23 protein-coding genes, 1 pseudogene, 2 riboswitches and 1 other annotated feature are annotated in these 21,535 nt (G+C 38.4%); of the genes and pseudogenes, 6 read left to right on the top strand and 18 right to left on the bottom strand.

Annotation, left to right across the window (positions count from 1 at the left end):
* Positions 1–294: 294 nt before the first annotated feature.
* Together ACWOEC_RS06430 and rlmH are read right to left on the bottom strand one after the other, a co-directional pair.
* Positions 295–624, bottom strand: a complete 330-nt coding sequence (locus tag ACWOEC_RS06430) for an acyltransferase (protein ID WP_455306759.1) — start codon at positions 622–624, stop codon at positions 295–297.
* Positions 625–728: 104 nt separating this feature from the next.
* The gene (gene rlmH / locus ACWOEC_RS06435) at positions 729–1,208 is read right to left on the bottom strand and encodes a 23S rRNA (pseudouridine(1915)-N(3))-methyltransferase RlmH (RefSeq protein WP_455306761.1); all 480 of its coding nucleotides are present in this window, start codon (positions 1,206–1,208) and stop codon (positions 729–731) included.
* A 289-nt stretch (positions 1,209–1,497) separates the two neighbouring features.
* Here rlmH and ACWOEC_RS06440 point away from each other — a divergent pair, with 289 nt between their 5' ends.
* On the top strand, positions 1,498–2,802 hold the full coding sequence (locus tag ACWOEC_RS06440; protein ID WP_455306763.1) for a S1C family serine protease: 1,305 nt from the start codon (positions 1,498–1,500) through the stop codon (positions 2,800–2,802).
* A 156-nt stretch (positions 2,803–2,958) separates the two neighbouring features.
* Here the strand turns inward: ACWOEC_RS06440 and ACWOEC_RS06445 are convergent, their stop codons facing one another.
* From ACWOEC_RS06445 to pepA, 11 genes and pseudogenes are all read right to left on the bottom strand, one after another.
* A complete protein-coding gene (locus tag ACWOEC_RS06445) occupies positions 2,959–3,342 on the bottom strand; it encodes a VOC family protein (protein WP_455306765.1) in 384 nt (127 codons plus the stop codon).
* Between the two features lie 5 nt (positions 3,343–3,347).
* Positions 3,348–3,965: a thiamine phosphate synthase gene (gene thiE, locus ACWOEC_RS06450; protein ID WP_455306767.1), complete on the bottom strand. Its 618-nt coding sequence runs from the start codon at positions 3,963–3,965 to the stop codon at positions 3,348–3,350.
* Complete coding sequence (gene thiD, locus ACWOEC_RS06455; RefSeq protein WP_455306769.1) at positions 3,946–4,767, bottom strand: bifunctional hydroxymethylpyrimidine kinase/phosphomethylpyrimidine kinase; 822 nt, start codon at positions 4,765–4,767, stop codon at positions 3,946–3,948. The genes thiE and thiD overlap by 20 nt, the downstream gene beginning before the upstream one ends.
* On the bottom strand, positions 4,760–5,509 hold the full coding sequence (thiM, locus tag ACWOEC_RS06460; RefSeq protein WP_455306771.1) for a hydroxyethylthiazole kinase: 750 nt from the start codon (positions 5,507–5,509) through the stop codon (positions 4,760–4,762). Before thiM ends, thiD begins: the two co-directional genes overlap by 8 nt.
* Positions 5,506–6,141, bottom strand: a complete 636-nt coding sequence (locus tag ACWOEC_RS06465; RefSeq protein WP_455306772.1) for a TenA family protein — start codon at positions 6,139–6,141, stop codon at positions 5,506–5,508. The genes thiM and ACWOEC_RS06465 overlap by 4 nt, the downstream gene beginning before the upstream one ends.
* A gap of 20 nt (positions 6,142–6,161) precedes the next feature.
* A riboswitch (TPP riboswitch) is annotated at positions 6,162–6,258 on the bottom strand.
* A gap of 63 nt (positions 6,259–6,321) precedes the next feature.
* Positions 6,322–6,419, bottom strand: a riboswitch (TPP riboswitch).
* A 44-nt stretch (positions 6,420–6,463) separates the two neighbouring features.
* Positions 6,464–7,075, bottom strand: coding sequence for a YtpR family tRNA-binding protein (gene ytpR, locus ACWOEC_RS06470; protein ID WP_455306774.1), 612 nt, complete (start codon positions 7,073–7,075; stop codon positions 6,464–6,466).
* Between the two features lie 229 nt (positions 7,076–7,304).
* On the bottom strand, positions 7,305–8,447 hold the full coding sequence (locus tag ACWOEC_RS06475) for an RNA-guided endonuclease TnpB family protein (RefSeq protein ID WP_455306776.1): 1,143 nt from the start codon (positions 8,445–8,447) through the stop codon (positions 7,305–7,307).
* A pseudogene (locus tag ACWOEC_RS06480) lies at positions 8,422–8,692 on the bottom strand (transposase). The gene ACWOEC_RS06475 and the pseudogene ACWOEC_RS06480 overlap by 26 nt, the downstream one beginning before the upstream one ends.
* 149 nt (positions 8,693–8,841) lie before the next feature.
* The gene (locus ACWOEC_RS06485; protein ID WP_297076623.1) at positions 8,842–9,291 is read right to left on the bottom strand and encodes a universal stress protein; all 450 of its coding nucleotides are present in this window, start codon (positions 9,289–9,291) and stop codon (positions 8,842–8,844) included.
* A gap of 15 nt (positions 9,292–9,306) precedes the next feature.
* The gene (locus ACWOEC_RS06490) at positions 9,307–9,624 is read right to left on the bottom strand and encodes a thioredoxin family protein (RefSeq protein WP_297076627.1); all 318 of its coding nucleotides are present in this window, start codon (positions 9,622–9,624) and stop codon (positions 9,307–9,309) included.
* Positions 9,625–9,639: 15 nt separating this feature from the next.
* Complete coding sequence (gene pepA, locus ACWOEC_RS06495) at positions 9,640–10,716, bottom strand: glutamyl aminopeptidase (protein ID WP_455306890.1); 1,077 nt, start codon at positions 10,714–10,716, stop codon at positions 9,640–9,642.
* 164 nt (positions 10,717–10,880) lie between these two features.
* Between pepA and ACWOEC_RS06500 the strand changes: the two genes are divergently transcribed.
* Complete coding sequence (locus tag ACWOEC_RS06500) at positions 10,881–11,246, top strand: hypothetical protein (protein WP_455306779.1); 366 nt, start codon at positions 10,881–10,883, stop codon at positions 11,244–11,246.
* A gap of 48 nt (positions 11,247–11,294) precedes the next feature.
* On the opposite strand, the gene pepV is transcribed toward ACWOEC_RS06500, so the two are convergent.
* The 5 genes from pepV to hisS form a co-directional block, all read right to left on the bottom strand.
* Entirely contained in the window at positions 11,295–12,704 is a 1,410-nt protein-coding gene (gene pepV, locus ACWOEC_RS06505; protein ID WP_455306781.1) for a dipeptidase PepV, read from the bottom strand.
* 68 nt (positions 12,705–12,772) lie between these two features.
* A complete protein-coding gene (locus ACWOEC_RS06510; protein WP_455306892.1) occupies positions 12,773–14,665 on the bottom strand; it encodes an acyltransferase family protein in 1,893 nt (630 codons plus the stop codon).
* A 128-nt stretch (positions 14,666–14,793) separates the two neighbouring features.
* Positions 14,794–15,669: a YitT family protein gene (locus ACWOEC_RS06515; RefSeq protein ID WP_455306783.1), complete on the bottom strand. Its 876-nt coding sequence runs from the start codon at positions 15,667–15,669 to the stop codon at positions 14,794–14,796.
* A gap of 126 nt (positions 15,670–15,795) precedes the next feature.
* Positions 15,796–17,577: an aspartate--tRNA ligase gene (gene aspS, locus ACWOEC_RS06520; RefSeq protein ID WP_297074573.1), complete on the bottom strand. Its 1,782-nt coding sequence runs from the start codon at positions 17,575–17,577 to the stop codon at positions 15,796–15,798.
* Positions 17,578–17,599: 22 nt separating this feature from the next.
* The gene (hisS, locus tag ACWOEC_RS06525) at positions 17,600–18,895 is read right to left on the bottom strand and encodes a histidine--tRNA ligase (protein WP_455306785.1); all 1,296 of its coding nucleotides are present in this window, start codon (positions 18,893–18,895) and stop codon (positions 17,600–17,602) included.
* A 40-nt stretch (positions 18,896–18,935) separates the two neighbouring features.
* Positions 18,936–19,149, bottom strand: a binding site (T-box leader).
* A 123-nt stretch (positions 19,150–19,272) separates the two neighbouring features.
* Between hisS and ACWOEC_RS06530 the strand changes: the two genes are divergently transcribed.
* From ACWOEC_RS06530 to ACWOEC_RS06545, 4 genes are all read left to right on the top strand, one after another.
* On the top strand, positions 19,273–19,701 hold the full coding sequence (locus ACWOEC_RS06530; protein ID WP_455306787.1) for an acyl-CoA thioesterase: 429 nt from the start codon (positions 19,273–19,275) through the stop codon (positions 19,699–19,701).
* Between the two features lie 82 nt (positions 19,702–19,783).
* Positions 19,784–20,836 carry an FUSC family protein gene (locus ACWOEC_RS06535; protein WP_455306789.1) on the top strand — a complete coding sequence of 351 codons (1,053 nt, stop codon included), beginning with the start codon at positions 19,784–19,786 and terminating at the stop codon, positions 20,834–20,836.
* Between the two features lie 121 nt (positions 20,837–20,957).
* A complete protein-coding gene (locus ACWOEC_RS06540; RefSeq protein ID WP_455306791.1) occupies positions 20,958–21,170 on the top strand; it encodes a hypothetical protein in 213 nt (70 codons plus the stop codon).
* 75 nt (positions 21,171–21,245) lie between these two features.
* Positions 21,246–21,479 (top strand): hypothetical protein, encoded by a 234-nt coding sequence (locus ACWOEC_RS06545; RefSeq protein WP_455306793.1) that lies wholly within the window; start codon positions 21,246–21,248, stop codon positions 21,477–21,479.
* Positions 21,480–21,535: the final 56 nt, after the last annotated feature.

Consider the following 21,535-nt stretch of genomic DNA (forward strand, 5'->3'; position numbering starts at 1 on the left):
GTTCAGTGTAAAATGTACTTGGGTCATGTAACGTCCTCCTGGGTATGTTTTTGTGGTTAAAAACATTGTACCGTAAAAGGGCTGTTACATGGCCTTTTATCTTTTACACAATTATATGGACGTAATCCAAAAAATCCCCTCCTAATTGTTATTAGTATACCACTTGTGGTACTAGTTGATTTTAAAAATAACCTAAGGAATATCTAAGAGTGTTTCCATAACGTTTTTAAGCTTTATTTAACATTAAAAAGCAGATAAGTTTCCACTAAATTAATGAGTAATCTAGCAAACAAACTAATTTATATAATAACTACCATTTTCTATTATTGTATTATCTCCAACAACTGTGTTGCTACCTATTACACTATTACTACCAATTATAATCATACTTTTATCGTGGAAGTGAACATTATTTAGTATACTCACGTTATCTCCAATCTCAATGTTTTTACCACAATAAAAAGAAATACCAGGAGTGACATAAATATTTTTACCACATTTTTTAAAATTATAGCTTCTTATTATTAGTAAAATCGTTAATAATTCCAATACAATAAATAATCCAGTAAATCCTACTCCAAAAATTAAACTACTTATCAATAGATACTTCAAAAACAGTCCCATATTGCCCCCTTTTTTCCTATCCAAAAACACACCCGTATCAATTTATCCTGTGATTCTTAACCAAGAACCCTTCTATATCAACATCCATCTACCAAAAAACCGCATCATTTATGATACGGTTCGTTTTTATTGATGCGAAACGCACGATAGATTTGTTCGACTAAAATCAGGCGCATCAATTGATGAGGATAGGTCATTTTACCAAATGAGATCTGGGCTTGGCTGCGTTTTAAAACAGTGTCGCTTAGTCCTAATGATCCGCCAATAATAAAGACGAGATTACTTTTGCCTTGGATCGCAAGTTGATCAAGTTGTTTCGCAAAAGCTTCACTAGAAGGGTTCTGTCCATTGATCGCTAGTGCGTAGACGTATTCTTGTTCTTTGATTTTGGCTAAAATCCGTTCGCCTTCTTTTTCTTTGACTTGAAGCATTTCGGCTTCACTGAGATTTTCTGGTGCTTTTTCGTCTGGTACTTCGATCAATTCGATTTTACAATAGCTTTTTAATCGTTTGGTGTATTCTTGAATTCCTGCGACTAAATATTTTTCTTTTAACTTTCCAACGGTGATAATTTTGATATTCATGTTGTTTCTCCTTTGATAGATTCTATTTTATTATACACGATTTTACGGATTGGTTTTAACGAAAAAATAGAACGAATGTTTGTATCCACAATTTTAAAGAGTTATCCACAATTTGTGGATAACTCTTCTAATTTTTTACATAGTCTGTGGATTTTTTCGTAAATTATTCAATTGTTTCACAGTCTTTGATCCCAAGTTCTTCATATTTTGTTCAAACTCTTAAAGTAGACTAAACGTAATGAATAAGATTATACTATTGATAAGATCAATAGATTGGAGGACCATATAGATGGAACAAAAACCAAAAAAATCATCAATGATTCAAAAAGTTGGAATCGGATTATTAAGTGGCGTGATCGGCGGTGCTTTAAGTTTTGGCGGGTTATATCTTGCTACAGGTGCAAATTCTTCTACTTCGACAAGTGTATCGACAACAGCTACAAACAACTCTGGTAGCACGAATGTAAGCAACGTGAAATACAATGTAACTAGCGATGTGACGCAAGCTGTAGAAAAAGTCCAAGGTGCAGTAGTCTCAATCATCAATCTACAATCGAATAATTTAAACGACCAATACGGTGGTCTGTTTGGAAATAATAATCAAAATGGCAATAGTTCTGGTTCTACTGGGGATGAAAGTAATCTAGAAACTGCAAGTGAAGGTAGTGGTGTAATCTACAAAAAAGACGGAAAAACTGCCTATATCGTAACAAATAATCACGTAGTTGAAGGACAAAGTGAACTTGAAGTGTTATTAGCTGATGGTACTAAAGTCAAAGCTGAATTAGTCGGAACGGATGCCTATACCGACTTAGCTGTACTTAAAATCGATTCTGATAAAGTCACAACGGTCGCAGATTTTGGTGATTCAGCAAGTCTTAAAGTCGGCGAACCTGCTATTGCGATCGGTTCTCCTCTAGGTTCTGAATATGCGAACTCTGTAACAGAAGGAATCATCTCTTCATTAAACCGCCAAGTAACGAGTACAAATGATGAAGGACAACAAGTCAACATCAATGCGATCCAAACAGATGCTGCGATCAACCCAGGAAACTCTGGTGGCCCACTGATCAATATCAAAGGACAAGTCATCGGGATCAACTCAAGTAAAATCGCAAGCTCTGGTACTTCTAGTGGTGTGAGCGTTGAAGGTATGGGATTTGCGATTCCAAGTAACGATGTAGTAACCGTGATCAATCAACTAGAAAAAAATGGTAAAATCAGTCGTCCAGCACTCGGTGTATCGATGTATGATTTAAGCTCGATTTCTTCTGAGCAACAAGAACAAGTCTTGAAAGTACCTAGTTCAGTGAAAAGCGGTGTTGTCGTATTAAGCGTCGCAAATGGCACACCTGCTGAAAAAGCTGGTCTAGAAAAATACGATGTGATCACAAAAATCGATGGTGAAGAAATCTCAAATACAACTGAATTAAGAGCAGCTCTCTATAAAAAAGCAGTTGGTGATAAGATGGAAATCACTTTCTACCGTGGTGATCAAGAAAAAACTGTGACAGTTGAACTAAGTGTCGATCAATCGATCTTAAATCAATCAAACAGCAATACAAATTCAAATAATACCATTCCAGGTCAATAAAAAATTAGGCTGTGACAGAAGTGGGCAGCTCTAAAAAATAAGCCGCATTATTCCGATAATAGATTCGTCTATTTCGGTAATGATGCGGCTTATTTTTAAAAGAGCTACTTCCGGAACACCGTTTATTCGATTTATAGGAGATGTGATAGATTTTTGTCACATCCCTATTTTTTGTCTAATTTCCGATAAAATCCCATTTGTTTCCATATAGATCTTCAATGATCTTAAAAATCGTACGCCATTTGCCTTTAGTTGTTTTGCCTTTAGTTGTGCATATTCTTCTTCAAATGCTTCAGTTTGTAAAAATAGAAAAACATCATCACCTGCTTGCCGTCCAACTAGAGCTTGTTCTTCTGGTGTCTTCGCTTGTTTGATCAATAGACGCATCGCTGTTGTTTTATTTGGAGCCACTAGTACAAAACGACGGTCATATTCTACTTGTACTTCATCCTGTAAAAGAACGAATCCCCATTTTTCGGTAAAATAAGCAATCGCCTCATCATAATCTTTTGCCATATAGGTAACGGTTTGAATATCCATTTATTTCACTCCTTGATTCGTTTTACTGCTTTTGTAATATCATACTGCTTTGTGATCGCAGAGACTACTGCAATTCCACTCGCACCCATCTTGCGTAACGCACGTTGATTCTCACCATTGATCCCACCAATCGCGACTACAGGTAAGTTAGGATATGTTTGACAGATCGCTGCTAAAAAATCCGGTGAACTTTGGATACCATCTTTTTTTGTGGTCGTTTCATAGATTGGACCAATCCCCACATAATCGACATGCTGTGCGATCGCTTGTTTGGCTTGAGCGTTCGTGTGTACCGATAGGCCAATTTTTAAATGTGGGGCCTTTTGACGAATGACAGCTACTGCTAAATCATCTTGACCGACATGAATACCATCTGCATCTACCATTAATGCTAATTCTAGATCATCGTTTACAAAAAAAGGCACATCATATTGTGTACATAGTTTTCGACATGATTTAGCAAATACGATTTTTTTAGTACCAGTTAAAGCTATTGGGCCTTTTTCACGTAATTGGACACAGGTTATCCCAGCTTTTAAAGCTTGCTCTAAAAGATTAAGTGGCTCATGATAGAAACAGTCTGGTGTTCCAAAAACCAAATAATTAGCTAAATAGTTGGACATCGACATCGCCTCCTGTCTTTTTATAGGCAAAGTGATTGGTCGGTCCATGACCGTGACCTAGATGCAGAGAATGAAAAATCGCGCGATCAATAAATCTTTTGGCTTCGATGATTGCTGTTTTGACAGACATCCCCTGTGCTAAATGTGCCGTGATTGCAGCTGAAAATGTACAGCCAGTCCCGTGTGTATGTGCTGTTTCGTAACGTGGTGTCAGCAAACGATACGGTGCTTCATGTACTGAAAACACGATATCGATTGCTTGTTTTCCGATTGCATGCCCGCCTTTCATGACGACTGTTTCGACACCTAACTGGAGTATTTTTTCTGCTGCTTGTTGTAGACTCCGATCATCAGTAATCTGGATTCCAGTAATGATCTCAGCTTCTGGCAAATTCGGAGTACAAATCGTTGCAAGTGGTAAGAGCTTCGTTTTTAAAGCTTCGATTGCTTCTAATTGTAATAAACTTGCTCCACCTTTAGCGACCATCACAGGATCCACTACGATCGGTACTTCTTTGGCTTCTAGCTTACTGGCTACAAGTTCAATGATTGTTTCATCAAACAACATCCCTATTTTATAAGCTTTGATCAAAAAGTCTGTTTGGATCGCATCTAACTGCGCTGCAATAATCGCAGGACTTGAAGCTTCAATTTGTTCGACACCTAATGTATTTTGCGCGGTTACAGCCGTGAGGACCGACGTGCCATATACGCCTGCTTCTTGAAACGTTTTGAGATCCGCTTGAATCCCTGCACCACCACCACTATCAGACCCAGCTATCGTACAAGCACATTTAATCATGTTCCACCTCCGCACGAATCGCTAGACCATTGATGATCTGGATCATTCCACTGCCTAAGTTTTTGATTGAAGTCACAATCGCTTTGTACTCTTCACAAATCGTTGCACACGTGCTTAATGCTTCTTTTTTATCAATACTTGCAATTCCAGCAGCTAGTAAAGCACTCAGCAAACAACCTGTTCCCGTAATCCGTGTGATAAGTGTATTCCCGCCTTTGATCAATTGGACTATATCGCCATCGGTCACCAAGTCACTAGCTCCCGTTACGACTACAATGCACCCATACTGCCTAGCTACTCGTTTTGCAATCACTTCACAATCAAATTCTCCTTGACCACTATCGACACCCTTTGTCAGCCAAGGTTCACGCGCAATCGTCGCAAGTTCGCCTTGATTGCATCGTAGTACACTGATTTGAGTATTTCTCAATAGGTCTTCGACAAAAGTAAAACGAAATGAACTAGCACCGATACCAACTGGATCTAATACGACTGGGATTAGCTTTTGATTGGCCGTTTTGACGGCAAGTTTCATCGCTATTCTTGTTTGAGCTGTCATCGTCCCGATATTGATCAATACGCCTTGTGCCAAGCTCGTGATCTCAGGCACTTCTAATGGTTCATCGGTCATGATCGGTGAGGCATTTACTGCGAGTAAGGCATTGGCAGTTTGCGTCATAACGACTTGATTGGTTAAACAGTGGATCAAGGGGGTGGCAGCAAAAATTGCTTGAAGACTCATACGGTCACCTCCTGATGTAACGGCATCGCAAAGAATAATACTTCATCGATCATACTTTGCGTAAAATATGGGACACAACTTTCAAGCGTACATTGCTCGAGCTGACAAAAGTCTGCCAATCGTGCTTCTTGTAGCTGTTGGATTTGTTTAGCTTCTGTCGTCTGATATAACGAAAACCATTCACGATACAAAGGTTCTTGAATCGTATCTAATCTAACGTCTTGTGCAAGCTGTTGATAAATAAATGGACAGGCTAATAACGACGCATAGATATACGCATGATTGTTAGTAGCTAAACTAGCGTATAAATGCTCGATATAGCGTGTCGTAATCGAATCCGAAACGTAGTCTACTTGGGGGAGTTCACTTAACGCACGTCTTTGGAATATTTCTTCTTTTTCTTTCACTTCTAAGATCATATCATCGATAAAGCCATGATATTTTTTGGGTAATGATCGTTGCCATTTTTGTAAACAAATAACGTAATGCTTGAGGTACTCTTGATCTTGCCGTAAATAATATGCAAAGCTAACTTTTTGTAAAGTCGATTCCTTTACTTGTGTGACAAATGGATGTGTCAAACACATCTGGTAAGGTGTTTGGGCATCTGATACTGCCAATGAATAAAACATGTTTTTCCTCCTTGATTTGGAAGACGCAAGCAATTACTCCCTACGCCAGTCTTAACTGCCAGGTTCTAAGGGTCAGGTTTTAACCTTCTCAACTAAATAGTCCCCCCGTAATAAAAAAATTGCGAAAAAAAAGCTCTCCATCAATAAATGGAGAGCGCAAAGTTTACTCAAATAAGGTGAGTGATCCAAACTTCTGCTCCCTACGTCAGTGTTAACTGTCAGGTTCTAAGGGTCAGGTTTTAACCTTCTCAACTATAAAAGTCCCCCCGCAATGATTTTACTAATGTCTACCTTACTATAGTCACTCTAAAAACACAAGTCGCTATTGACCGACTGGGAATGCTTCACCTACAACAGCATCTTGTGGTAACTCTAAGATTCCACGTTTTTTCGGTGCGTCTTTTAGGTGTAATTCTTTAGCAGAACATACCATCCCAAAGCTTTCAACACCACGTAATTCACCAGGCCAGATCAATAGGCCATCAGGCATCATCGCACCTGGTTTAGCGACAACGACTTTTAATCCTTGACGAATGTTGGGTGCACCACAAACGATTTGTAATTCCTTGTTGTTATCGATCTCAATTTTAGTAATCGATAAATGATCACTATCTTCATGAGGTACGCATTCTTTTACAAATCCCACGACAAATTTCGGTTCGTGATCAGGTGTTAATTGTTCTGTGAATCCTTCTTCTTGTAACCAAGTATTTAAGACAGTCACTTGATCGTCTGTTAAATAGACTTGACCACGCTCATCGATCGTTAATTTTTCTGAAATGTTAAAGAAATTCCAGCCGATGATTCGTCCATCTTCGGTTGTTAATTTTGCGATATCACCTTTACGTTCTGTTTGTTGTTCCATGCCCTTATCGTCTTCTAAAATCGTTAATAATGTATCGCTGACATGTTCTTTATTGTATGCAAAAATCATTTTCGTTCCTCCTAAAATCTATTCTTCGTTTCATATCTTACCAAACTTTTACTTTGAATTCTCGTTTGATGCTAATTTTTTAATGTGAACTACTCATTGCTAAAGCAACAGAGCTTTTGGGAACAGAGCATACTTGATATTTAACTTTCTAAACAACAGCGGTGTCTCCTATTAACCATGGCATACTACATTGTTGATTGCAGGATGTCCCATACCAGTGCCTTTAACGTTAGGCAAACGCTTTGTTTAAGATGTTGATACTCGCATTGATATCTCTATCATGATGTGTTTCACAATGAGAACAAGTAAATTCACGAATATGTAGTGGTTTTTTACCAGTGTTCTCACCACATGAAGAACAAATTTGGCTCGTATAATGAGAGGAAACAATAACCAATTCTCTACCATACCAGTCACACTTGTATTGCAGCATGGACTTGATTTTCGCCCAAGATGCATCAGCTATGGAACGTGACAAATGATGGTTCTTCATCATGTTGGATACTTTTAACTCTTCAATCACGATGGTGTCGAATTGTTTTACTAAACCAGTCGTGTACTTTTGAAGATAGTCTTCTCTTTGGTTCATGATTTTCCGGTTAATTTCCGCCACCATGATACGAGCTTTTTCTAAGTTTTTAAACGAAGACAGCTCAAGCTCAATACCTTGTTCTTTGGCTAGACTAATTTGTTTTTTTGCTTGTATTCTACGTCTAGCAAGTTTTCGTTCCCAAAGCTTACGCTTTTTAGACAAAGTGCGTTCGAAATTTTTATTTGGTAATTGTACACCATTCGATTGTATTGCTAAATAAGAAATCCCTAAATCAATACCAATACAACGATTAGTCTTAGCTAATGTTGAAGGTTCATGTTCCACCTGAATGGTTGCCGTAAATGATCCGTTCGAATTTTTTCGAATAACAGCACTCTTGATTTTGCCATTGATACGGTGTAAGCCATTTGCTTTCACAAGACCTAGTTTTGGCAATCGAATCACATGGTCATCCACAACAGAAATATTATTGTTTACACAATTTGATTTGTAACTATGTTTAGGGTTTTTCTTCGATTTGAATCGAGGAAACTTTGTTTGTTTTTTGAAGAATCTTGAAAATGAGTCGTTTAGATCCGCAGAAGTATAAAGTAAGCTTGTACTTTCAGCGGATTTGATGAATGGAAATTCTAATTTCATAGCTTTAATCAAGTAGTTCATGCCGAATTTACCGATAAAATCACCACCATTTTTATGGCGTTCAATTTGCATGGCAAGTAATTGATTGTACACAAAGCGATTGATATGGAAATTAGATTCGATGAATTCAATTTGTTTTTGAGTAGGATATAGTTTAATTTTGATTCCTTTCAGTTTCATTATGGTTCATCTCCTTTACTCGTTGGTCATCAATATACTTCGCAATAGCATGTTCATTTATCGTTCCAATACTTTCAACAAAATAGCTTGGCGACCAAATCGGCAATATCATATAGTAATTGTTTCAAATCTGTTTCGATTTCACCTTTTAAGACTTTATTCCGATATTTGGTTCCCCAAATTAAATGGTAGTTTAAATTGTATACAGAAGTCCTACCATATGTTAATCGTTCCTTATCTTTCATATCAACACCTCTAGATAATTATACCATTACTATATGTAAAGTGAGAACAAAAGAACGGGAATTCATCGCGGCATTAAAATATCGAGTTTCCTTCCCGTTTAATAAAAAAAGAGGCTGTGACAGACTTTTGTCACAGCTCCTCTCAACTGTTATTCATCACGACTGACAACTAAAACGTCACAAGGTGCAGTTCGTGTCACATAACTTGCCACACTTCCCATCACAAAACGTTCTGTTGCATGTTTTCCTGATTGACCGACCATGATCAAGTCGATTTTGTATTCATTTGGTAAGTTTTTGGCTAATTCTTCCTTGGGTGAACCATAAGCGATAATTGCTTCTAAATCATGAAAATCGACGTGTTTGGCGTGTTCTTTGACTTCATTGATCATGACGCTACTAATCTCTTCTTCTTGATAAAGTTCTGATTCGCCAATACTTGAATAGCCCATGTAAGAAGCGACAGGTTGATCGACTACGTTTACGGCTATGACTTTTCCATGATTACGACGTGCGATCTCAATTGCTTTTTTGAACGCTTCTTCTGCATGTTTTGATCCATCGATTCCGACTAAAATCGTATGATACTCTTGTTCCATCTTTCTCACCTTTTCTTAGTTAATTGTATTGTTGATGAATGTTGTGATTTCCTCTTTTGTTTTGCGATCTTTATTGACTAAACGACCTAGTTCTTTGCCGTCTTTGATGATCACAAAACTTGGGATTCCTAAAATCGACCATTTACTAGCGACATCGATAAATTCATCGCGATCGACTTCAATGATAGTCCACTCTGGAAATTCAGCATCGATTTCGGGCATCGCTGGTTTGATAAAACGGCAATCGCCACACCAGTCAGCAGTAAAGAAAAAGATATTTTGGCCTTTTTCTACATATCCTGCTAATTCTTCTAAACTTTTTGGTTTGATCATCTGTTTTCCTTCTTTCTATTGTCCAGCAACGATTGTATCAACAGTTGTACGATCTAAGTTTTTGATTACTTGGATCACCATCTCACGTGCTGCTTCATAATCTTTGATGCTAAATAATGTTTGGTGGGTATGGATATAACGCCCTGGAACACCAATCACACTACTTGGGATGCCTTCATTTGCTGTATGAGCTGCACCAGCATCCGTACCACCTTTTGATACAAAGTATTGGTAAGGGATATCGTAAGTTGAAGCTATATCCAGTAAAAATTCTTTCATTTTTGGCAACATAATTAAACCTGGATCAAAGATGCGAAGTAAAGTTCCTTCACCTAAATGACCAAAAGTCCCATTTTTCGTCACGGTATCGTCAGCTGGTGAGCAGTCGACTGCAAAGAAAACTTCTGGTTTGAATTTTGTAACTGACGCTTTAGAACCACGTAAGCCGACTTCTTCTTGTACATTTGCTCCAGCAATCAATGTATTCGGTAATGTTTCCTCTTTTAATGCTTCGAGCGCTTCTAGTACCACAGTACAACCATAGCGATTATCCCAAGCTTTGGAAATAATGTTTTTACCATTTGCTGTTTTGATCGTTTCAGCAACAGGTACGATCGTATCACCTGGTCGAACGCCATATTCAAGTGCTTCATCGCGTGAATCAAATCCTGCATCAAATAGAATATCAGTTACTTCTACAGCCTTTTGCCCCGCAGCACCTCGCAATAAATGCGGTGGGACTGATGATGAGATACATGGATAGTTGCCTTTAGCCGTTTTTAGTGTAAAGCGTTGTGCTGAAACGACATACGGATTCCAGCCACCTAATGGAGTCACTTTAAATAAACCACGATCAGTGATTTGTGTAATTAAAAAACCGACCTCATCCATATGAGAAGCTACCATGATTCGCGGTGCATCTGCATCTTGATTGTGACGGATCCCAAAGATTCCGCCTAACCCATCTTGTGCGATCTCATCGACAAGTGGCGTCATTTCCTGTTTCATGTAAGCACGGATATCGTGCTCAAATCCGCTCGTTCCTTGTAACTCGGTTAATGTCTTGATGTGTTGAAATGTTTTTTCTTCCATAATCTGATTGGTTGAACCAATCATCGCCTCCTTTTAAATTGGCTTTTGTCTTATTATAACGCAAATTACTTTTCTTGAAAGGACTCATGGTTTGAAACCTGTTACTTTTTTTGAGATATGGTAAAATACAAGAAACGTCACTACTTTATTCAAGGAGGACTTGTATGAATCAAGAACAAACACCTTTACTTAAAGGACTAGCTATCGGTGCTGGAATCGGTATGGCTACAGGAATCGTCGCAAGCATCTGGTATCAAAAAAAGAAACATTTAGCGGCTGATGATGTCTTAGCCCACATCAAAAAAGCCTTTTTAAAAGAAGGATCGATTGAAGGTTCTTTTATCGAATATGAAAGCAAGCCTTATCAAAAATTTGCCATCAAAGTCGATAGCTACGCCGGTGGAATCACTCGATTTGAAGATGATCAACTAGTAGCTTATCAATTTTTAGCTGATGCAAAAACCGGTACGGTCTTAGAGATCAATCGCGAAACTGCTGAAGTCAGCGATGATATTTTACTTGGATTTTAAAAAAGCAGCTCTTTTTAAAGAGCTGCTTTTTCTTATAGTATTCATATTTTATTTCGCTAAACGATAGATTGCATCTGCATAGATTGCTGCTGAACGGAATAGATCGTCTAATTCCATAAATTCATTGGCTTGATGCATCGTGTCTGTATATCCTGGGAACATTGCTCCATAAGCAACACCACGTTCCAATAAACGACCGTACGTTCCACCACCGATGATTTGTTCAAATCCTTTTTCACCTGTGTGGTCTTCATATACTGAAAGTAATGTTGCCACTAATGGATCTTCCACTGGTACATAGTGAGGAGTCATATGATGTGGTTCTTCGGTTACTGTCACATCAAATTGTCCGATCGAATCTGCTAATCCTTGTTTTAATTCAACTTCTGTTGTTCCTTGAGGATAGCGGATATTTAAGTTGACTGTCGCATCTTCTTGAGTTTTTTCAAATGAGAATAGACTAGCGTTCATTGTCAATTCTCCCATTTTTTCATCGCGATACGCAATCCCTAATTTTTCACCTTCAAGATCCAAGTGAAGATATTCTGCAGCAACTTGTAAGAAGTTTTTTGCGCCTGCTTTAAAGTCATATTCATTTAAGAATAAGGCTAAGTAAGTTCCAGCATTGATCCCAGCAGAAGGATGAGCTCCATGAGCACCTTTCCCCACTAACTCGATCGTTAATTGATTTGCAGCTTCTGTGATACTTGCTGTAATTGGATTGGCTTCCACAAAAGTTTCTAAGGCAGATTTGATCGCATCGACTTGCTCTTGAGGCACTTCGATCACAGCAGTCGCACTTCCTGGAACCATGTTCGGACGTAAGCCACTCTTGAAGCTAATTAATTGATACGCGCCTTCATTGCTCACTGGTGTGTGGACAAGTAATGAGATATTTCCTTTTTCACCATTGATGATCGGAAATTCTGCATCTGGAGAAAATCCAAAGTCAGGACGTGCTTCATGTTCGAAGTAGTAGTCCATATCACCCCAACCACTTTCTTCATCAGAACCCACGACAAAGCGGATTTTTTTCGATAAAGGTAAGTCCAACTCTTTGATGATCTTCATCGCATAATAAGCTGCCATACTTGGTCCTTTATCATCTGATGAACCACGCGCATAGATTTTACCATCTTTGATTACTGGTTCATAAGGGTCTGTATCCCAACCATCTCCAGCTGGTACAACATCCATATGACCAAAGATCCCTAGTGTTTCATCACCTTCACCAAATTCGATATGTCCAGCATAGTTGTCGACGTTTTTGACTGTAAAGCCATCACGTTCACCAAAACTCAACATTTTAAGTAACCCATCACGTGGTCCTGGTCCGAATGGTGCATCCGGTGTTACTTTATCATCCTCGCGCTCACTTTTAACGCGTAATAACTCTTTTAAGTCTTCTAATAACGCATCTTGGCGTTGTGCTACTTCTTTTTTCCAATCAATTGTCATGAAAAAACCTCCATTCAGTCTTCTTGCTTATCATATCACTTTTGTTTTTTTAAATAAAATACTTTTATCTATTTTGTCAGTGCTTCAGCTAAAAGATGTGTATATTCGATACGACCAGTCAATGTAGGATGGACCCGATCAGGCCTAAACCAATCGTCATGATCATTACTTAGGTCGTACCAATCTAAAATCTTGATTTTTTTATTGTCTTTGGCTTTATCCGCTAACATCGTATTGACATCATTTTGCCAACGTTGTGTCGGTACGCGAACATTGATAAAGTAAACTGTCCGACCACTTAAATAATCCATTACTTCGTCAAATTGTGCCGATGTAAAAGAGCCATTTGTTCCAAGTGCGATCACGACTGTATCTTTTAAATTCCCTTGTGCTTCTAGTTGTTTTAACAAGGGCACACTTTCATAAAATTGTCTTCCCACTACCGCATCGACGACCGCTTTAGGGAATACTTCATTGATATTTGCTGCTGTACCTAATGCCACAGAATCCCCAAATAAAGTGAATTCTTTTTCTTGAGCCGCTTCGACTTGTTTTTTCGATAGATCATATTTTTTCATGATATCTTCAACATTGTTACTAAAGACTTCAGCGGATTCATCTTCATTTGTCGTGGACGTATCGGTTGTCGTTGATTCTGTCGTAGTTTCATTTTTTGTTTTTTCTACGATTTTTTGGTTTTCTTTGATTTGATCTTGGAACGCTTGTTGTTCAGCATCGATTTGATTACTTGGTGCTGTAAGAATTCCAAATAATGCAATCAAAGTGACCACAACTACAGGCAGTTGCCACGGTTTTTGTTTACTTAGCAATGGACGTGTAAACCAAGATCTAATGGTTTTAAACGAATGACGATAATTGTATTTGCGTAGCGGATTTTCTACAAAGCGATAAGATAGTTCACTTAATCCAATGATCAAGATAAATTCGATCAAAGTATGTACCCACACATGGTTAGCTAAGTTACGTACTTTTGCTTCATAAAAAATCATCACCGGAAATTGATATAAGTAAATACCATAACTGCGTTTGCCTATATAATTAAAGAGAGGATTCGTTAGCCAACGATTCCAACTTGCTCCTGGGTGAACCGTCACCGCAATCAATAATGTAGCTAAAATACTAACGATATACATCCCGCCGTAATAAACAAAATTGCTTTGATCGGATAAAAAGACTAAGAAAAGTAACAGACCTACTAAAGCCACGGCACCGATCACATTCAAAATTTTCTTAGCTTGTTTTGGAATTTCTTCTTTTAAGTGGAATGAAGGCCAAATAAAGGCAAATGCACTCCCCATCCAAAGTGAAAAAATTCGTGTATCTGTTCCATAATAAACACGTGTTGGATCTTGTCCTGGATGATACATAATGGCCATTAAGATTGCTGAAATCAGCGTTAAAATGGATAAAATATAAAAAATCGTGCTTTTCTTTTTCACAAACCGAATCAATAAGACAAAGACAAAAGGCCAAATCAAATAATTTTGTCCTTCAACTGCTAATGACCATAAATGCGTAAATGGTGATTCGTTAGCAAAACGATCGAAATACGATGCACCATGTTTGATTTGCCACCAGTTATTGACATAAAGCAAACTACTCCAAACGACACCGCGTAGATTGTTCAATAAATTTCGCTGAAATACTGTAATATAAAACGAAGCACTGATCAATAACGCTACAAGTGCTGGATACAGACGTTTCATTCGCCTCACGTAAAAGCCTTTGATATCGATTTTATTGTTTTGTTGCCATTCTTGACGCATCAAATCTGTAATCAAATACCCCGAGATCACAAAAAAGATCGGTACACCAAGATAACCGCCTTTCATCGCTTTAGGCATCAGGTGGTAAAAGATCACGCCTAACACAGCAATACTTCTAATGCCATCGATCCCTGAGATATAGCGACCTTTTTTTCGTTTTTTCTCCGCCATAATCCAAATCCTTTTCTATTTTCTATTCTATTGCATTCTGATTCCATCATGCCATAAACCTTAAAAAAAAGCATGATTGAACTCATGATTTTACCTTTTCTTCATGAAAAAAAGAGATACAATATCTCTTTTTAAAAATCATCTTCATAAAAACGTCCCAAGATCTGGACATTATCTGCGATACTAACAAATGCCTTGGGATCAGCTTTTTTCATTGCTTGACGTAATGATGGCAATTCATAGCGTGTTACTACTGTAATCAAAACAGTCTGACGATCGTGACGATACGCTCCTTCAGCTTCATTGATGATCGTGATCCCACGTCTGATTTCGTCTTGGATCTGATTGATGACATCATCTGGGTGTCTCGTAATGATGATCACTTGCATTTTCTTTTGCTGAGTAAAGACAGCATCGGTCACTTTTCCGCACACAAAAATCGCTAGTGCACTATATAATGCCGCTTGCCAACCAAATAAAATCCCAGCTGCGATCAAAATAATAAAGTTAAAGATAATCGAGATCGAACCGATACTTTTTCCAGTTTTCTTACGGATCGCAATACTCACAAAATCAAGACCTCCAGAGGATAGTCCGTTTTTTAAGGCATATCCGATCCCCGCTCCCATCGTAGCACCACCAAAAATAGCACAAATGATTGGATCATCCGAAATTTTTTCGATTGGGATCAACTGCATCGTCACAGAGGTCGATACGACCGTGATTCCAGTAAAAATCGTAAACTTGTGGCCGATTTTTCGCCAACCTAAAATAAATAGCGGCAAGTTTAAAAATAATAGCATCATAGAAACTGGAACATAGATTCCAAATAAGCGTTCAGACAATGTGGAAAAGATTTGTGCGATCCCAGTGATTCCACTCGAATAAATATTGCCTGGACTGTAAAATAATTGCACTGCAACAGAGGCTAATATGGCATAGACCATTGCAAAAGAAAATTTTGTTGCGTAATCAGGATGAGGAAAAACTTTGAATACTCGACTCATGAGGTCGCCTCTCTTCTTTATTCTTTACGCCTTTTATTATACGTGAATTTTTATAAAAAAAAAGTGAGTGATCACTTTTTTAAGAAAAATCTTGTCTTTCTTTTTAAGTGATCACTCGTTATTTATTTATTCGTCTGTTTCATCTAATTCTGCAGTAATATCTAAGTTTAATTCATACAATTGTAAAGGTGAAACTGTGCTTGGAGCTTGTGACATTGGATCGATCGCACGACCATTTTTAGGGAACGCGATCACTTCACGGATGTTATCTTCACCTGCAAGTAACATCGCAAAACGATCTAGTCCTAAAGCAATTCCGCCATGTGGTGGGAAACCGTAGTCTAAAGCATCTAATAAGAACCCAAATTGTTCTTGCATTTCACGTGGAGCAAAGCCTAATGTTTTAAACATTTGTTCTTGTACTTCACGTGTATGGATCCGCAATGATCCTCCACCTAATTCATAGCCATTTAATACGATATCATAGGCTTCAGCGTGCACACTTTGTGGATCAGTAGCTAATTTTTCAACATCTCCAGCTTTTGGCAACGTAAATGGATGGTGCGCAGACACAAAACGTCCTGCTTCAGCATCGTATTCAAATTGTGGCCAATCAACAACCCATAAGAAGTTAAAGGCAGATTGATCGATCAAGTCTAACTCTGATCCTAAACGATTACGCAATGCACCTAGAGCTGCAGATACCACTTCAAATGAATCGGCACCAAATAGTAATAAGTCACCGACTTCAGCATTCGTAGCAGCGATAATATCAGCTGTTGCATCGACTAAGAATTTCGCGATTGGACCTTTTAGTCCATCTTCTTCGACTTTGACCCACGCTAATCCTTTGGCACCAAATTGACCAACATATTGCCCTAATTGATCCATATCTTTACGTGAGTAACGACTTGCTGCTCCTTTAGCATTCAAGGCTTTGACAACGCCACCTTGTTCTAAAGCCATTTGGAATACTTTGAATTCTACATCTTTGACTGTTTCAGATAGATCAATCAATTCCATCGCAAATCGCGTATCTGGCTTGTCGCTTCCAAAACGATCCATTGCTTCTTGCCACGTCATACGTGGGAAAGCTTCTGTGATCTCGATTCCTTTGACTTCTTTCATCACAGCTTGGATCAAGCCTTCTGTATATGTTTGGATCTCTTTTGCTGTTAAGAATGTCGTTTCGATATCGACCTGAGTAAATTCTGGTTGACGGTCACCACGTAGATCTTCGTCACGGAAACAACGAACGATTTGGTAGTAGCGGTCCATTCCTGCAGCCATCAATAATTGCTTAAAGATTTGTGGTGATTGTGGCAATGCGTAAAAGTGTCCTGGATGTACACGGCTTGGTACCAAGTAATCACGTGCGCCTTCTGGTGTCGATTTTGCAAGATATGGTGTTTCGATATCTAAAAAGTCATTGTCATCTAAATAACGACGGATCGCACGCGTTGTTTTCGTGCGTAATAACATATTTTGAGCCATTTTAGGACGACGCAAGTCTAAGTAACGGTATTTCATCCGCACTTCATCGCTGACTTGTTGGTCATCTTCGATTGTAAATGGCGGTGTTTTCGCTTTACTTAAGATTTCGATTTGATCTGCTAAGACTTCGAATTCACCTGTTTTCATTTTCGGATTGATCGCTGCATCACTACGCTTGATCACAGTCCCACTGATTTCAATCACGTATTCACTACGACAACTATCAGCGATCGCTAATGCTTCTTTTGATGTTTCAGGATTGAATACGACTTGGACGATACCTTCACGGTCGCGTAGATCTAAAAAGACCACGCCACCTAAGTCACGACGTTTTTGTACCCAACCTTTTAATGTCACACGTTGTTCTAAATAACTTTCATCTACTAACCCACAATAAACCGTTCGTTTTGCCATAATGGACTCCTCTTTTCCTTAACTATTCTGCTGTTTGACTCATTTCATCAAAAATTTGATTAAAATCAGTATATATAGTTGCTAATGCATACTCTTTTTCTGTTCGCGTCGCCATATTCTTCACTTTGATCACACCAGCTTCTAATTCTGTTTCACCCAATGTAAAGACTAATTTGGCTTTTGCTTTATCTGCACTCTTGAATTGTGCTTTTGCTTTTCGTCCTATATAATCACGATCAGCTGAATAACCTGCTTGACGGATCGCTTGGACGACTTTTAAAGCCTCGATATTGGTTTCTTCACCCAAATGCACAACATATGCATCGATCGTATCCACAACTGGAATTGCGGCTCCTTCTGCTTCTAAGATCATCAACACGCGCTCAACACCCATTCCGAACCCAAAACCTGGAGTTGACTCACCACCAAATTCCTCGATCAAGTTATCGTAGCGACCACCGGCACAAACTGTTGATTGTGTTCCCAGTGTTTTAGAATCGCACATGATCTCAAAAATCGTGTGTGTATAATAATCTAACCCACGAACCATATTGCTGTCGATCTCATAAGCGATCTCTAATGCATCTAGCATCTTGGTTACTTGTTCAAAGTGTTCACGGGCATCCGCTGATAAATAATCCAAAATCTGCGGTGCATCCGCTACGATGACTTTATCTTTTTTATCTTTACTATCTAGAACACGTAATGGATTCTCATGTAGGCGACGTTTTGAATCGGCACTTAATTCTTCTTCAAACGGAACTAAATAATCGATCAATGCTTGGCGGTAAGCCAGACGCGTTTCTTGATCTCCTAGTGAATTGATGACCAAACGTAATCCTTTGATTCCTAATTGATCGAAGAAGTCTAGTGCCATTGCCATCGTTTCTACATCTGTAGCTGGATTTTTAGACCCAAAAACTTCTACACCGATTTGGTGAAATTGGCGCAAACGACCTTTTTGTGGACGTTCATAGCGAAACATCGGTCCCATATAATACACTTTATATGGTTTAGGAAATTCTGGTCCATATAATTTATTTTCGATAAACGAACGAACGATCGGTGCTGTTCCTTCTGGACGTAAAGTAATATGACGATCCCCTTTATCGTAAAAATCGTACATTTCTTTAGTGACGATATCTGAAGTATCCCCCACACTTCTTGAAATGACTTCGATGTGCTCAAACATCGGCGTACGAATCTCTGAAAATTGATAATCCCCAAACAATAAGCGCGCTGTTTCTTCTACAAACTGCCATTTCGGTGAGTCTGTAGGTAAAATATCATTGGTTCCTTTCGGACGTTGATAATTCATGTGTTTTCCTCCTAAAAATAAAAAAACGCCCTTGTTTTTACACAAGGGCGAGTCGATTTTCTACACGCGGTACCACCTAAATTTGAAAAGAGCTTGCTCTTTTCCTTCAAACGATTAACGCTCGTACACGGACGTGGCTTTGCTTCCACTCATCTCCAGAATGTCTTTTCGTTACATCTTTTTAAACTACTTTCAGCCTAGGTAGTTCTCTCTAAAAAAGAAAATGTAAGTACTTGTTCTTTCAGCGATTTTTTCATTGATATTACGTATACCCTACTGTACTTATCAAAAAATGTCAAGCAGATTCTTATCGATGATAGTTGCTATTTTAAAGACAAATCCGTACACTAAGATAGCAAAGTAAAGGAGTGTCTGAGATGTTAAATTATTTAGGCTATAAACGGAAACCACACTATTATGAGACCGATCAAATGGGAATCGTCCACCATTCTAACTATATTCGTTGGTTTGAAGAAGCACGTGCTGATTTATTAGAGTTTATGCAATTACCGTATCATACGATTGAACAAGCCGGAATCATTATTCCCGTATTAGATGTTTCTTGCCAATACAAAGGAATGGTCCATTACGGAGACCAGCTCACGATCCAAGTCTACGTCGAGCAATATACGGGAACACGTTTTCAGTTTCGCTATGAAATTACAAATGAAACAACGGCTAAATTAGTCACGACAGGAACTAGTAGTCACTGTTTCCTTGACCAAGAACGCCAGCGTCCACTTTCTTTAAAACGTTCTTATCCCGAAATCCACGCACGTTTTATCGAACAATTTGGAGAAAAATGATAATCTGTTTAGTTTTAGATTTTAAATTTTTCACACCCTCTATTTTATGCTAAGCTTAGGTGTAAGGAGTGAAGTATAATTTATGGTGTCTTATATCAAAGAACTATTTCGGTTCCAGCCGATTAAAACTAACCCGATTAGAGTCTTCATTGCTGGTTTTTGCGTCTTGATGATTCTACTTGCGGGTTATTTTTCTGGAAACATGTATATCGCGAGTTTTGGCTCTTTAGGAATTTTTATTTTTGCTTATTATCAAAATATTCCTAAACTCCAACTTGTACAGCGTCTGGTAGTAGTCAGTATTTATCTTTATCTTTGTTTATTGACCGGAATGCTTAGTCACCAATTGCAATGGATAGCTCCACTGCTTGTGGCAATATTTGCATTTTTAGGTCGTTTCCTATTTCGTTTACATGGAATTAGTAAACCTGGGCCATTTTTTGCGATCATGATCATTACGATGGGAGCAAGTATGCAAGTGTCTATCGCCTCGGTTTTACCGCTAAGCAGCTATTTTTTAGTTGGTGCGGTCGTATCTATCGTCGCAAGCCTGCTTGTTAGTTTAACTGAAAAAGAAAAAGCGGTACCGCTTGAAAGATTAACCTTCAAGGAACGCTTGCATCAAGATCCAGGTTCGATTTTAGATGGGATGTTTTACAGCGGAACACTATTTTTTGCCACCTATCTATCTCAAGGTCTTCACTTTAACAACGCTTACTGGCTCGTTGTTTCTTGTGCGGCTATTTTAATGGGGGATAATCTACGCGCTATGGCTCATCGCCAAGTCCAACGGATTTTAGGGACTGTAGTTGGACTTTTGATTACAGCACTGATTTTCAATATCCATTTAAGCAGTGTTGGCATGCTACTAATGATTCCGATTTTATTTATGGTCATTGAGTATTTGATTATGAAAAATTATGCTGTAGCGACTTTTTTTACAACACCAATGGCTCTAATGCTTACCACACTTGCACGTCAACCTTATAGCGGTTCTCTTTTAGCAGACCGTATGCTTGGCATTGTGATCGGTAGTGTTTTGGGTGTGTTAGCTGGTTGGATCTTCACCGTCGGGATCGAATTTTATAATAAGGAATTCCATCTACATCAAAACCTTGAAAAAGAAGGTGACTAAAAGAGGATGTGACAGAATCTGTCACATCCTTTTTTTAAAACATTCGTTACAAAATGATTTTTCTGTTTACTATGCTACACTAAAGGAAACACACTATTACAGGTTTAGAAAGCAGGTCACTATGGAAGAATTCGTTGAAAGTTGGATCATGCACAAGATCGGTGGAGAAGCACGAACAGACTTAGCCGACTCTGATCAAAAATGGGAACAACTTCACTGTAAGTTACAAGAACATGATCCCAAAAAGTTACTAGCTGATCACCAGTTATTGTTTCGTATACATACAACAAATCAAAAAGAACCTCAAAGAGAAGATTATGACGATGCTGCTTAGTTTAAAGCAGATTATCAAGATTACCAAACACATCGTCCGGATACACGTTCAGAGATCGAATTTAACGACCACTGGGTGTCTTTTACTGACTCATTTGATGTAATCACTTCAAAAGAATTTGCTAAAAAACGGATGCGCGGGCTTGTGATTGTTGCAAAACCTGATAAAGCAATCAAAGTTTACCCGCAAATCACTAATGTTAAAGGTGACTTTGCTGATGAAAAAGAAGTTGTCGCGCCTTTAAGTGAACAAAACACAATCGAAGTTTTAAATTATCATGCTTTTATTTCAAAATATCATTTAGATTAAAAAGGCTTTTATGTAACTTAAAAAAGCCATCTGTTTCAAACGAAACAGGTGGCTTT

This window comes from Enterococcus bulliens (genome assembly GCF_053761865.1).

Excerpts from the sequence above, each read along its gene's own strand:
- ACWOEC_RS06430 (WP_455306759.1), bottom strand. The coding sequence starts at position 624 with ATGGGACTGTTTTTGAAGTATCTATTGATAAGTAGTTTAATTTTTGGA.
- rlmH (WP_455306761.1), bottom strand. The coding sequence starts at position 1,208 with ATGAATATCAAAATTATCACCGTTGGAAAGTTAAAAGAAAAATATTTA.
- ACWOEC_RS06440 (WP_455306763.1), top strand. The coding sequence starts at position 1,498 with ATGGAACAAAAACCAAAAAAATCATCAATGATTCAAAAAGTTGGAATC.
- ACWOEC_RS06445 (WP_455306765.1), bottom strand. The coding sequence starts at position 3,342 with ATGGATATTCAAACCGTTACCTATATGGCAAAAGATTATGATGAGGCG.
- thiE (WP_455306767.1), bottom strand. The coding sequence starts at position 3,965 with ATGTCCAACTATTTAGCTAATTATTTGGTTTTTGGAACACCAGACTGT.
- thiD (WP_455306769.1), bottom strand. The coding sequence starts at position 4,767 with ATGATTAAATGTGCTTGTACGATAGCTGGGTCTGATAGTGGTGGTGGT.
- thiM (WP_455306771.1), bottom strand. The coding sequence starts at position 5,509 with ATGAGTCTTCAAGCAATTTTTGCTGCCACCCCCTTGATCCACTGTTTA.
- ACWOEC_RS06465 (WP_455306772.1), bottom strand. The coding sequence starts at position 6,141 with ATGTTTTATTCATTGGCAGTATCAGATGCCCAAACACCTTACCAGATG.
- ytpR (WP_455306774.1), bottom strand. The coding sequence starts at position 7,075 with ATGATTTTTGCATACAATAAAGAACATGTCAGCGATACATTATTAACG.
- ACWOEC_RS06475 (WP_455306776.1), bottom strand. The coding sequence starts at position 8,447 with ATGAAACTGAAAGGAATCAAAATTAAACTATATCCTACTCAAAAACAA.
- ACWOEC_RS06485 (WP_297076623.1), bottom strand. The coding sequence starts at position 9,291 with ATGGAACAAGAGTATCATACGATTTTAGTCGGAATCGATGGATCAAAA.
- ACWOEC_RS06490 (WP_297076627.1), bottom strand. The coding sequence starts at position 9,624 with ATGATCAAACCAAAAAGTTTAGAAGAATTAGCAGGATATGTAGAAAAA.
- pepA (WP_455306890.1), bottom strand. The coding sequence starts at position 10,716 with ATGGAAGAAAAAACATTTCAACACATCAAGACATTAACCGAGTTACAA.
- ACWOEC_RS06500 (WP_455306779.1), top strand. The coding sequence starts at position 10,881 with ATGAATCAAGAACAAACACCTTTACTTAAAGGACTAGCTATCGGTGCT.
- pepV (WP_455306781.1), bottom strand. The coding sequence starts at position 12,704 with ATGACAATTGATTGGAAAAAAGAAGTAGCACAACGCCAAGATGCGTTA.
- ACWOEC_RS06515 (WP_455306783.1), bottom strand. The coding sequence starts at position 15,669 with ATGAGTCGAGTATTCAAAGTTTTTCCTCATCCTGATTACGCAACAAAA.
- aspS (WP_297074573.1), bottom strand. The coding sequence starts at position 17,577 with ATGGCAAAACGAACGGTTTATTGTGGGTTAGTAGATGAAAGTTATTTA.
- hisS (WP_455306785.1), bottom strand. The coding sequence starts at position 18,895 with ATGAATTATCAACGTCCGAAAGGAACCAATGATATTTTACCTACAGAC.
- ACWOEC_RS06530 (WP_455306787.1), top strand. The coding sequence starts at position 19,273 with ATGTTAAATTATTTAGGCTATAAACGGAAACCACACTATTATGAGACC.
- ACWOEC_RS06535 (WP_455306789.1), top strand. The coding sequence starts at position 19,784 with ATGGTGTCTTATATCAAAGAACTATTTCGGTTCCAGCCGATTAAAACT.
- ACWOEC_RS06540 (WP_455306791.1), top strand. The coding sequence starts at position 20,958 with ATGGAAGAATTCGTTGAAAGTTGGATCATGCACAAGATCGGTGGAGAA.